Origin of the sequence: uncultured Aureimonas sp. (assembly GCF_913775355.1) — a bacterium.
Classification (GTDB): Bacteria; Pseudomonadota; Alphaproteobacteria; order Rhizobiales; family Rhizobiaceae; genus Aureimonas.
In genome coordinates, this window is sequence record NZ_CAJYIU010000227.1 from 1 (window position 1) to 11,703 (window position 11,703).

At 69.0% G+C, this 11,703-nt stretch carries 11 protein-coding genes and 1 pseudogene; 3 read left to right on the forward strand and 9 right to left on the reverse strand.

Going from position 1 to position 11,703, the window contains the following annotated elements; genetic code table 11:
* Positions 1–259: 259 nt before the first annotated feature.
* Complete coding sequence (gene gyrB / locus QZ753_RS13830; RefSeq protein ID WP_294644384.1) at positions 260–2,710, reverse strand: DNA topoisomerase (ATP-hydrolyzing) subunit B; 2,451 nt, start codon at positions 2,708–2,710, stop codon at positions 260–262.
* A 197-nt stretch (positions 2,711–2,907) separates the two neighbouring features.
* Between gyrB and QZ753_RS13835 the strand changes: the two genes are divergently transcribed.
* Positions 2,908–4,287 (forward strand): cytochrome P450, encoded by a 1,380-nt coding sequence (locus QZ753_RS13835; RefSeq protein ID WP_294644386.1) that lies wholly within the window; start codon positions 2,908–2,910, stop codon positions 4,285–4,287.
* 232 nt (positions 4,288–4,519) lie between these two features.
* Entirely contained in the window at positions 4,520–4,774 is a 255-nt protein-coding gene (gene rpsU / locus QZ753_RS13840; protein WP_055893455.1) for a 30S ribosomal protein S21, read from the forward strand.
* A 73-nt stretch (positions 4,775–4,847) separates the two neighbouring features.
* Here rpsU and QZ753_RS13845 read toward each other — a convergent pair whose 3' ends face one another.
* Both QZ753_RS13845 and cysK read right to left on the reverse strand, forming a co-directional pair.
* Positions 4,848–5,798 carry a mechanosensitive ion channel domain-containing protein gene (locus tag QZ753_RS13845; protein ID WP_294644388.1) on the reverse strand — a complete coding sequence of 317 codons (951 nt, stop codon included), beginning with the start codon at positions 5,796–5,798 and terminating at the stop codon, positions 4,848–4,850.
* Positions 5,799–5,932: 134 nt separating this feature from the next.
* A complete protein-coding gene (cysK, locus tag QZ753_RS13850) occupies positions 5,933–6,961 on the reverse strand; it encodes a cysteine synthase A (protein WP_294644389.1) in 1,029 nt (342 codons plus the stop codon).
* A gap of 268 nt (positions 6,962–7,229) precedes the next feature.
* On the opposite strand from cysK, the gene QZ753_RS13855 reads away from it, so the two are divergent.
* A complete protein-coding gene (locus QZ753_RS13855; RefSeq protein ID WP_294644390.1) occupies positions 7,230–8,069 on the forward strand; it encodes a GGDEF domain-containing protein in 840 nt (279 codons plus the stop codon).
* A gap of 7 nt (positions 8,070–8,076) precedes the next feature.
* Here QZ753_RS13855 and QZ753_RS13860 read toward each other — a convergent pair whose 3' ends face one another.
* From QZ753_RS13860 to QZ753_RS13885, 6 genes and pseudogenes are all read right to left on the reverse strand, one after another.
* A complete protein-coding gene (locus tag QZ753_RS13860) occupies positions 8,077–8,694 on the reverse strand; it encodes a LysE family translocator (protein WP_294644392.1) in 618 nt (205 codons plus the stop codon).
* A 5-nt stretch (positions 8,695–8,699) separates the two neighbouring features.
* Positions 8,700–9,155, reverse strand: a complete 456-nt coding sequence (dut, locus tag QZ753_RS13865) for a dUTP diphosphatase (protein ID WP_294644393.1) — start codon at positions 9,153–9,155, stop codon at positions 8,700–8,702.
* Positions 9,152–10,363, reverse strand: coding sequence for a bifunctional phosphopantothenoylcysteine decarboxylase/phosphopantothenate--cysteine ligase CoaBC (coaBC, locus tag QZ753_RS13870; protein ID WP_294644395.1), 1,212 nt, complete (start codon positions 10,361–10,363; stop codon positions 9,152–9,154). Before coaBC ends, dut begins: the two co-directional genes overlap by 4 nt.
* On the reverse strand, positions 10,360–10,767 hold the full coding sequence (locus QZ753_RS13875; protein ID WP_294644396.1) for a type II toxin-antitoxin system VapC family toxin: 408 nt from the start codon (positions 10,765–10,767) through the stop codon (positions 10,360–10,362). The genes coaBC and QZ753_RS13875 overlap by 4 nt, the downstream gene beginning before the upstream one ends.
* Positions 10,764–11,024: a hypothetical protein gene (locus tag QZ753_RS13880; RefSeq protein WP_294644397.1), complete on the reverse strand. Its 261-nt coding sequence runs from the start codon at positions 11,022–11,024 to the stop codon at positions 10,764–10,766. Before QZ753_RS13880 ends, QZ753_RS13875 begins: the two co-directional genes overlap by 4 nt.
* Positions 11,025–11,097: 73 nt before the next feature.
* Positions 11,098–11,703: pseudogene (locus tag QZ753_RS13885) on the reverse strand (ubiquinone biosynthesis protein UbiB); the annotation flags it as partial.

Here is an 11,703-nt window from a genome sequence, read left to right on the forward strand (position 1 = left end):
GACACGGTGCTCTGGTCCATCGACTGCGCGCGCCAACCGCATCGTTCTGTCCCTCGACCATCGCAAAAAGCAGCCATAAAGCGCGGTATCTCAGCGCCCAACCGTGCGATCAGTCCGAAACGTCAAATAACAACCCAACTCAACGTCTTGACACGGCCTGGACCCATAAATTCCGCAGAGCAAAATGCGGGATTTATGGGTGTTTGGCGGTCGAAAACGTGCAAATGCGGGATTTATGGGGGAGGCGACACCCATCCAGTCAGATGTCGAGGTTGGCGACCTGCAGGGCGTTGTCCTGGATGAATTCGCGGCGCGGCTCGACCTCGTCGCCCATCAGGCGGGAGAAGAGCTGGTCGGCGTCGGTCGCGTCGGCGATCTTGACCTGGAGAAGCGAGCGGACCTCGGGGTCGAGCGTCGTCTCCCACAGCTGCTCCGGGTCCATCTCGCCGAGGCCCTTGTAGCGCTGGAGCGACAGGCCCTTGCGGCCGACCTCGAAGACGGCATTGAGGAGGTCGAGCGGACCCGTCAGGGCGCGCTCGGTCTCTTTGCGCTTCAGGACGGGCGGCGTCTCATAGATCTCGCCGAGCCGGGCCGCCAGGCGATGCAACGCGATCGCGTCGGCCGATTGAACGAGGCCGGCGTCCAGCGCCTGAACCTCCTGCACGCCGCGCACGGTGCGCTGGAAGCGGTAGCCGCCCTCGCCGTCTGCCTCGCCGATCCAGCCGCGCTCGGTCTCCTCGGCGACGGCATCGAGCGCCTTGGCGATGCGGTCGGCCATGACCTCGGCCTCGCCGCGGTTCTCGGCGACCGAGGGGCTGAGTGCGCCGGCGATCGCCGCCTGCTCGACCACGGGCCGCGCATAGCGCGAATGGAGGCCGGAGAGGATCTGGCGCACTTGGAGCGCGTCGTCGACGGCCGCGCGCAGATCGCGGCCCCGGCGCGCCTCGCCCGAGCCGAGCGTCAGGACGGCGTCCTCGAGACCGCCGTCGATCAGGTAGTTCTCGAGCGCCTTCTCGTTCTTCAGGTACTGGCTCTGCTTGCCGCGCGTCACCTTATACAGCGGCGGCTGGGCGATGTAGACGTAGCCGCGCTCGATGAGCTCGGGCATCTGCCGGAAGAAGAAGGTGAGGAGCAGCGTGCGGATGTGGGCGCCGTCGACGTCGGCGTCCGTCATGATGATGATCTTGTGGTAGCGCAGCTTGTCGGCGTCGAACCCGTAGGTCGAGCCCTCGAATTTGCCGATGCCGGTGCCGAGCGCGGTGATCAGCGTTCCGATCTGGTCCGACGAGATCATCCGGTCGAAGCGCACGCGCTCGACGTTGAGGATCTTGCCGCGTAGCGGCAGGATGGCCTGGTTCTGGCGCGAGCGCGCGCCCTTGGCCGAGCCGCCGGCCGAGTCGCCCTCGACGATGAAGATCTCGGACTTCGCCGGGTCCTTCTCCTGGCAGTCGGCGAGCTTGCCGGGCAGGGTCGAGACGCTCATCACGTCCTTGCGCACGGTCTCGCGCGCCTTGCGCGCGGCCTCGCGTGCGGCCGCCGCCTGCACCATCTTGCCGACCACGGTGCGCGCGTCCGACGGGTGCTCCTCGAACCAGGCGTTCAGCGCCTCGTTCATGGCGCTCTCGACGACCGGCCGCACCTCGGAGGATACGAGCTTGTTCTTGGTCTGCGAGGAGAACTTCGGGTCCGGCACCTTGACCGAGAGGACGCAGGTCAGGCCCTCGCGGCAGTCGTCGCCGGTCGGCTGCACCTTCTCCTTCTTGAGGAGCCCCGAGCCTTCGGCATAGCCGATCACCTGCCGCGTCAGGGCGCCGCGAAAGCCCGCCATGTGCGTGCCGCCGTCGCGCTGCGGGATGTTGTTCGTGAAGCACAGGACGTTGTCCTGGTAGCTGTCGTTCCACCAGAGCGCGGCCTCGACGGTGATGCCGTCGCGTTCGGTCTTCACGGTGATCGGCTCGGACAGGAGAGGTTTCCGGGCTCGGTCGAGGTAGCGCACGAACGCCTCGAGGCCGCCCTCGTAGAACAGCTCGTTGCGCTTCTCGTCGGCGTGGCGCTTGTCGGCGAGAACGATGCGCACGCCCGAGTTCAGGAACGCGAGTTCGCGCAGGCGATGCTCGAGCGTCCCGTAGTCGAAGGTCGTGACGCCCTTGAACGTGTCGGTCGAGGGCATGAAGGTGATGGCGGTGCCCGTCTCATTGCCCGCCTCGCCCGTCACCTCCAGCGGCGCATCGGCGACGCCGTGAGTGAAGCTCATCTCGTGGATCTTGCCCTTGCGGCGGATCTTCATCTTCAGCCACACCGACAGGGCGTTGACGACCGAGACGCCGACGCCGTGGAGGCCGCCCGAGACCTTGTAGGAGTTCTGGTCGAACTTACCGCCGGCGTGGAGCTGGGTCATGATGACCTCGGCCGCCGAGACGCCTTCGGAGGAATGGATGTCGGTCGGGATGCCGCGCCCGTTGTCGGTGACGGTGCAGGAACCGTCGGCGTTGAGCGTGACGGTGACGAGCGTCGCGTGACCGGCGAGCGCCTCGTCGATCGCGTTGTCGACCACCTCGTAGACCATGTGATGGAGGCCGGACCCGTCGTCCGTGTCGCCGATATACATGCCGGGACGCTTGCGGACCGCGTCGAGACCCTTCAGCACCTTGATGGAATCGGCGCCGTACTCGGCGGGCGCGCCGGGGTTCGTCTCGAAGGCTTCTGACATGATGTTCCTGTGGTGACGCGGGAGGGAGCCGAAAGCGGCTCCGCCCGCCCTGCAGTCGTGCCCGTCGGGCCTTCCGGATATAATGGTTTCCGCCCCCGAATCCAAGCTTTTCAGCGCTTTCGGTGGTCCCGGCGGGCTACCGCCGGCGCCGTGGCGTTCCCATGTCAGCCGTTCCGATTCACCGGAGCATCGCCCCGATGTCCGCGCGTTCCGACGCCTTCCTCGCGCCTGCACCCCGCCCCCAGCCGCGTCCGCTCTCGACACCCGCCTTCATCTGGACGGCGATGCGCAACCCGATCGAGATCTGGGGCGAGCAAGCCTATCGCGAGCGGGTGCTGCGCAGCGACTGGCTGCGCGTGCCCACCGTCATCGTCAACGATCCGGCCGCGATCCGGCACTGCCTCGTCGACAACGCGGCGAACTACGCCATGCAGCCGCTGCGCCAGCGCGTGCTGCGGCCGATGCTGCGCGACGGGCTGCTCACCGCCGAGGGCGAGCTCTGGCGCCGCACGCGCCGGGCGATGGCGCCGGTCTTCACCCCGCGCAATGTCGGCGGGCTCGCCGCCGTCATGGCCGCGCGCTCGCTCGCCTTCGCCGATCGGCTGGCGCGAAGCGAAACGGATGGCCCACGCGACGTCGCAAACGAGATGACGCTTCTCACCTACGACATCCTGCAGGCGACGCTCTTCACCGACGCGATCGCGGGCGAGCCGGCCGAGTTCGCGCGCGCGATGGACGACTTCCTCCACCGGATGGGGCGGATCGACCCGCTCGACCTTCTCGACGCGCCCGCCTTCCTGCCGCGCATCGGACGCCTTCTCGGCCACCGCTCGACGACCTATTTCCGGCGCCTGATCACCGAGACGGCCGAACGCCGCCGCGCCCTGATCGCAGCCGATCCCGCGTCCGCGCCCCGCGACCTCCTGACCCTTCTCCTCCAGACGGAGGGCCTGTCGGCGTCCGAGGTCGAGGACAACATCATCACCTTCATCGGGGCAGGCCACGAGACGACGGCCCGTGCGCTCGGCTGGACGCTCTATCTCCTAGCCAGCGCGCCCACCGAGCGCGATCGTGTCGAGCGGGAACTCGACGAGCGGCTGCCGGGCCTGCCGAACCCCGGCGACTGGGCCGACGCCCTGCCCCGCACCCGTGCCGCGCTGGAGGAGGCCATGCGCCTCTACCCGCCCGCCCCTTCGCTCAACCGCATGGCGATCGAGGCCGATACGGTGGGCGGCATGGCGGTGCCGGCCGGCGCATCGCTTCTCGTGATGCCCTGGCTCGTCCATCGCCACGAGGCGCTGTGGGAGCGGCCGGGGCACTTCCTCCCCGAGCGCTTCAGCCCGGAGAATCGCGCACGGATCGACCGCTTCCAGTACATTCCCTTCGGCGTCGGCCCGCGCGTGTGCATCGGGGCCTCGTTCGCCCTTCAGGAAGGCGTGATCGCGCTCGCCTGCCTGATGCGGACGCTGCGCTTCGACTATGCCGGCGCCCGGCCGCCCCATCCCGTGCAGAAGATCACCGTGCAGCCGCGCGGCGGCCTGCCGATGCGGGTGACGCGTCGGCGAAAGTCGCCATGACGCGGCGCAATCGATGATCGCCTTACGGGTGGACCTTGATTTCGGCGGCGAAAGAGGCCATTGACACGCGATCGTTTGCCTGCCGACCGCGACGGACGTGGCTTCTCCTTCCGGGGAAGAGCCCCGAGCCTTTCGGCTCCGCCGCCGACGGACGAATGAATGTAGAACCGCCGGGCCAGCCCGGACATCAACCCACGGGGCTTCGACCCCGGCCCGTATCGAAAGGATGCCCATGAAGGTCGACGTTCGCGACAACAATGTGGAACAGGCGCTGCGCGCTCTGAAGAAGAAGCTCCAGCGTGAGGGCGTCTTCCGCGAAATGAAGGAGCGCCGGGCTTACGAGAAGCCGTCCGAGCGTCGCGTTCGCGAGAAGCAGGATGCCATCCGCCGCACCCGCAAGGCCGCCCGCAAGCAGGCCCAGCGCGAGGGTCTGCTGCCGGCGCCCAAGAAGGCCGTCCGTCCGGGCGCTCCGTCCCGCGGGGCGTAAAGCCTGATCGATCAAATGGGAAAAGGGCGGCGGATCGCAGGATCCGCCGCCCTTTTCGTTTGTCCCGTCGCCCTCATTCCCTCGCGGTGGTGACGACACCTTGGCTCGGCGCTTCCGGCCGGTCGTTGACGAGCGCTGGGTTTGCGGCCGGTGCTTCGTCCTGCCCAAGATAGCGCGAAGGATCGTTGTCGGCCGGCACGATGCGCTGGATCGCCCTCGGCTCCTGCCCCTCGCCGAACCGCTCGAGGAAGCGGGTTCGGATCGCCTCGGCGATGCGCCGCTGGGCGGTCGCCGTCTCGCCTTCCGTCACGCGTCCGCGCAGCACCAGGATCTGCGCATCCGCCGTCAGCTGGTCGAGAAAGGCGACGGGCTCGCTGAGCCGCCCGTCCGCGCCCTCCCGCTGCCAAGCCTCGATCAGCGCCTGGCGCGCCTCCTCGAACGGCATCTCGCGCGGCACGGTCACCGCCCAGGCGAGAAGCCGCGAGGCCGCGCGCGAGTGATTGCGCATCCAGACGTTCCAGAGCGTCGAGTTCGGGGCGAACACGAAGAGGCCGTCGAAGGTCTCGAGATGCGAGACGAAGAGGCCGATCTGGTGGACGCGCCCCGCGAAGGTCTGCGTTTCGATGTAGTCGCCGACGCGGAACGGGCGAAGCCACAGGAGCATGATGCCGGCCGCGATGTTGGTGAGCGTCCCCTGAAGCGCCAGACCGACGGCAAGACCCGCGGCGCCCAGCACCGCGAGCAGCGAGGTCATCTGCACCCCGACCTGCCCCAACGCGATGATCAGCGTCAGGATGATGACGACATAGCGCACGATCGCGACGAGCGGCTCGCGCACCGTCTGGTCGATCTTGGTCGATACGCCGAAGGCGCGGGTGACGAGGTTTGCGAGCCGCCCCGCCAGAAACAGGCCGACCGCCAGAATCAGGATCGCGGCGACGAGGTTGGGGAGGAAGGCGGCGGCTTCCGAGGCGAGGCGCGCCAGAAAGGTGTGCGAGGTCTCGAGCGTTTCCTGGATGGGCATTTCGGTCGGTCCGTTTCGGCTGGGTCGCAGCGGGCGCGCTCCCTCCCGAAGCACCCGTCCCTAGAGAGGACGCCCGGCCGAAAAGAAAAGGGCCGCCCAGCGGCGGCCCTGTCGTCGGTTCAGAGCATGAAACGTCAGATCGACGGCGTGCCGCGCGGCGGCTCCTTCGGCTCCGCCTCGTCGACCAGACCCTCGAAGAGGGCGGTCGAGAGATAGCGCTCGGCAAAGGACGGAATGATCACGACGATCGTCTTGCCGGCGTTCTCCTCGCGCTGGCCGACCCGGATCGCGGCAGCGAGCGCGGCACCCGACGAGATGCCGACCGGCACGCCTTCGAGGCGCGCCACGAGCCGCGCGGTCTCGAACGAATCCTCGTTGGAGACGGTCACGACCTCGTCGTAGATCTCGCGGTCGAGGATCGGCGGCGCGAAGCCCGCGCCGATGCCCTGGATCTTGTGGGGCCCCGGCGAGCCGCCCGACAGGACGGGCGAGGCCTCGGGCTCGACGGCCACGATCTGCACGCCGGGCTTGCGGCTTTTCAGCACCTGACCCGTGCCGGTGATCGTGCCACCCGTGCCGATGCCGGAGACGAAGATGTCGACGCCGCCCGCCGTGTCGTTCCAGATCTCCTCGGCCGTGGTGACGCGGTGGATCTGCGGGTTGGCGGGGTTCTCGAACTGCTGCGGGATCACCGCGTTCGGGATCTCGGCCTTCAGTTCCTCGGCTTTCGCGATCGCGCCCTTCATGCCGCGCGCGCCCTCGGTGAGGACGAGCTCGGCGCCGAGCAGGCGCAGCATCTTGCGGCGCTCGATCGACATCGTGTCGGGCATGGTCAGGATCAGCTGGTAGCCCTTGGCGGCGGCGGCAAACGCCAGCGCGATGCCGGTGTTGCCCGAGGTCGGCTCGATCAGGGTGTTGCGGGCGGGCTGGATGGTGCCGGCCGCCTCCAGCGCCTCCAGCATGGCGACGCCGATCCGGTCCTTCACGGAGGCGATCGGATTGAAGAACTCGAGCTTGGCGACGAGGTGCGCCTTCACGCCCTTCTCGCGCGCCAGCTTGTCGAGGCGCACCAGCGGCGTGTCGCCGATCGTGTCGAGGATGGAATCGTAGATCCGGCCCCGGCCATGGGTGCGCGCGGTGCTCTCGCTCGTCGGATTGTCCATGGGATGCGCGTCCTCTTCTGGTTGCCCGGCGCTGTCGCGTTTCCTTGCAGTCTAGGCCGAACCGCCCGCGCGACACAGCCCGCGCCACGCGTCCAAACGGCCTTGATTGGCAATATTGTGCCCCGCAGGCGCCGCGTCGAGGAATGATCTTCGTCCCCAGCCATGACAAGCGGTTGAACAGGCATCGGCGCAATTCGACACGATGGGTTCACGCCCCTGCAAGGCGACGGCCTCACGTTGAGAGCCAAGACCGCTGCAAGGGCATGCCATGCGACAGACCTCGATCGACGATCTCGTCCGCTTCTCGATGGAGCTTCTCGGCCTCACGCTGACCATGGGCGCGATCATGGTGATCGCCGCCTTCTACGCCTTCGACGGGTTCGGCCTGCCGGCGACGCGCTCGACGCTCCTGTTCTGCCTGTTCGCGCTCTTCGGCTGCGCGCTGCCGCTGCAGGTCTATGCCGCCGCGCGCATCGCGGGCCTTCGCCGGCAGAACGAGCGACTACACCATGCGGCGACGCGCGACGGGCTGACGCAGGTCCTCAACCGAACGGCCTTCAAGCGCGCGGCCGAGGCCGAGATCGGCGCGACCGGGCGCCGCCGCGCGCGCGACGCCGTCCACCACACGCTGCTGATCATCGACGCCGACCACTTCAAGAAGATCAACGACCGGCTCGGCCACCATGTCGGCGACGAGGCGCTGACGGCGATCGCCGCCACGCTGCGCCGCTCGGTGCGCCAGGACGATCTCGTCGGGCGGCTCGGCGGCGAGGAGTTCGCGATCCTCCTGAGGGATGCGGGGCTGGAGGAGGCGCGGATCGTCGCCGAGCGCTTGCGTCGCGCGATCGAGCGGCTGGAAGTCGGCCCGGCCGACCGGCGCACGCGCCTGTCGGTCTCGGCCGGGGGCGTCGCGTTTCGCGGCCCCGTCGCCTTCCAGGCGCTCTACAAGATGGCCGACGCGAACCTCTATCAGGCAAAGCGCACCGGCCGGAACCGCGTCGAACTCACGCGCCTCGGCGCGCTGGCGCGCGGCGGCACGATCGAGGGCAAGCCGGTGGAGCGGCGCCTGCGGGAGGCGAAGGACGCGCGCCGGATCACGGCACGCTGATCGCAGGCTAGGCCCGGCGCGCCAGCGTCCAGACCGCGGCGCCGGCCAGAAACAAGGCGGCGCTGCGGTTCAGCCGCGCCAGCATGGCGGGCCGGCGCAGGAAGCCGCGCGCCCGCGCGGCGAGTGCCGCGTAAGGCGTCATCACCATAATGAGCACCGCGGAGGTCATGAGCGCCAGCACGAGATAGTCGGACAGAGTGACATGCCGGAGGTCCACCAGCGTCGGCACGAGGGCGAGATAGAAGACGATCGTCTTCGGATTGCCGAGCGTCACCACGAGACCGGCCAGAAAGCTTCGCGAGGCGCGTTCGTTCGTCAAGGCGGACACCTGCGTCCCATCGCCGGCCGAGCGCCACAGGCGCCAAGCGAGCCACAGGAGATAGGCCGCGCCCCCGTAGCGCACGAGGACGAAGAGGCTTCCCAGCATGTCGGCCACGAGCGCCAGCCCGAACACCGCCGCCGACAGGTAGACGAGATCGCCGATCACGAGACCGGCGGCAAACGCCATGCCGTGGCGAAAGCCGGCGCCGAGCGCCCGCGCCACCAGCGCGACGACGCCGGGACCGGGCACCGCCGCCGCGATGCCGAGGGCCAGCGCATAGGCCAGGAAACCCGCCGGCGTCATCGCACCTACCTCCCCGTCGAACCGAAGCCGCCGGCCCCGCGCAGGGAAGCCGACACCGTCTCCACCGTCTCGAACTCAGCCTGCACCACCGGGGCGACCACGATCTGCGCGATGCGCTCGCCGCGCGTGATGGTGAAGGGCTCGGTTCCAAGGTTTACGAGGATCGCCATCACCTCGCCCCGGTAGTCGCTGTCGACCGTGCCGGGACTGTTGAGGACGGTGACGCCGTGGCGCGCGGCGAGCCCGGAGCGCGGGCGCACCTGCACCTCCCAGCCGTCGGGAATGTCCATCACGAGGCCCGTCGGAACCAGCGCGCGCCCTTGCGGCTCCAGCACCAGCGGCTCGGCGAGCGCGGCGCGGAGGTCGGCGCCCGCCGCGCCGGCCGACTGATAGGCGGGCAGGTCGAGGCCTTCGGCATGGGGCAGGCGGCGGATGCCGATGCGGGGGCGCGTGGTGCTCATGGTGTGTCGGTTTCCGCCAATCGCCGCGCGATGTCCAGCGCCAGCCGGTCGGCGACCGCCTCCTTCGGCATCCTCGGCCATTCCTCGACGCCGTCGCGCGAGACGAGCCGCACCGTGTTCGCCTCGCCGCCCATGACGTCGCCCGACACGTCGTTGGCGACGATGAGGTCGGCGCCCTTGCGCTCGAGCTTGGCGGTCGCGTTTTCGAGGAGGTCGCGCGTTTCGGCGGCAAACCCGACGACAAGCGCCGGGCGGCGCGGCCCGGTGCCGACCGTGCGCAGGATGTCGGGATTCTCGACGAGGTGCAGCGATGGCGGTCCCTCCGGCCCCTTCTTGATCTTGTGGGCGGCATCGCCCTCCGTGCGCCAGTCGGCGACGGCCGCGACGAACACGGCGGCATCGGTGGGGAGCGCCGCCTCCACCGCCGCCAGCATCTCGCGCGCCGTCTCGACATGGATCGTCGACACACCCGGCGGATCGGCGAGCGCCACGGGCCCCGACACCAGCGTCACGCGCGCACCGAGCCGCGCGAGGCTCGCCGCGATCGCATGTCCCTGCCGCCCGGACGAGCGGTTGGCGATGTAGCGGACGGGATCGATCGGCTCGTGGGTCGGCCCGGACGTGACGAGGACATGCCGGCCGGCGAGCGGCCCGGCGCCGGCCCCGAGGATCGCCTCGGCGGCGGCCACGATCTCCAGCGGCTCGGCCATTCGCCCCTCGCCGCTCTCGCCGCTCTCGGCCATCTCGCCGCGGTTCGGCCCGACGAAATGGAGGCCGTCGCCCTTCAGAGTCTCGCGGCTCCGACGGGTCGCAGGGTGGGTCCACATCGCCGGGTTCATGGCGGGCGCCAGCAGCACCGGCGCGCGGGTGGCCAGCAGGATCGCGCCCGCCAGATCGTCGCCGATCCCGGCCGCCATCCTGCCCATGCGCGTGGCGCTCGCGGGCGCGACGATCACGAGGTCGGCACCGCGCGCGAGGCGGATATGGCCGACGTCCTGTTCGTCGTCGCGGTCGAACAGCTCGCCATAGACCTTCTTGCCGGTCAGCGCGCCGACCGAGAGCGGCGTGACGAACTCGCCCGCCGCGCGCGTCATCACCGGCGTCACCGCCGCGCCGCGCTCGCGCAGGCGGCGGATGAGGTCGAGCGTCTTGTAGGCCGCGATGCCGCCGCCGATGATGAGGAGGATGCGCTTGTCGGCAAGGGTCATTGCGGGCTCGAAAAGGCAGAGCGGACATCGGTGTGGATGAAGTCGTCGCCCTTGAAGAGCAGCGGCGCGTCGAGAGCGCGCGCGAGCGCGTAGGAGAAGCAGTCGCCGAAGTTCAACCGGGCGGGATGGCCGGAGCCGCGGCCGTAGCGGGCGTAGGCTTCGGCCGCCAATCGCCTCTGTCCTTCATCGAACGGTTCGATCCGGACCGCCGCCTGCTCGAGAAGCGCGCTCATTCGGACGCTGCCGGCCTGTCCCCATCTGCCGCGAGCGACGATGTCCGCTTCGAACGCCGTCCCGGCAGACAAGGACACTTCGCTTTGTTCGCTCAGAAGGGCGCTGAATGCGTCAGCCTCCGGCTCGTCCGCCAGGATTGCGATGAGAGCGGAGGTGTCGAGGACGATCACGGAAGGTAGTCGTAGAGTTCGTCCGAAACTGCCTTCTGGTCGATGGGCTCGAGCGGCGGCTGCCCCAGTGCACGGAGTTGCTCGTAGATGACCCTGGCCTCGGCCTCGCTCCGCAGTCGCGGCTTTCGCTCCTCCGCCACGAGGTCCTGCAGTGCCAGCCGCAGGTCCTGCTCCATCGATCGTCCGTTGCGCGCTGCGCGGACCTGAAGCTTACGCTTCAGGTCGTCGTCGATGTTTCGGATGGTCAGGCTCGCCATCGTCCTGTCTCCCGTTGAGAGCTGCAGGCTAGTTAGTGATTGATGGCAATGCAATCACCCGCCTCGCTGCTCCCTACCCGAAGGTCAGCTGCCACGCGATGACCACCAGCGCGATCGCCGAGGCCACTTGCGCGATGTGGCTGATGACGAGGCCGGTGCGCGATTCCTTGGCGAGCTCCATCAGGTCGTCGTCGTTAATGTGGATGCCGTTCTCGATGAGGTCCGGCATGTTGTTGGCGAAGACCTCGAGACCGGCCGCGAAATCCGGGAAGCGATGGATCACCCGGCCGATCGCCTCCAGCCCTCGCTTGGCGTCGCGCAGCTTGGCCGCGGGCCCCAGTTCGGAGACGATGTAGTCGGTCACCACGGGCTCGGCGGCTTCCCACATGTTGAAGCGCGGGTCGTAGGAGCGCGCGACGCCTTCCACCACCACCATCGTCTTCTGCAGGAGCACGAGTTCGGGCCGCGTCTGCATGTCGAAGAGCTCCGTCACCTCGAAGAGGAGGGTGAGGAGATGGGCCATGGAGATGGTTTCGGCCGGCTGGCCGTGGATCGGCTCGCCGATGGCACGCAGCGCCTGGGCGAAGGACAGGACGTCCTGCGTGCGCGGCACGTAGCCCGCCTCGAAATGCACCTCGGCGACGCGCTGGTAGTCGCGGCGGATGAAGCCGTAGAGGAT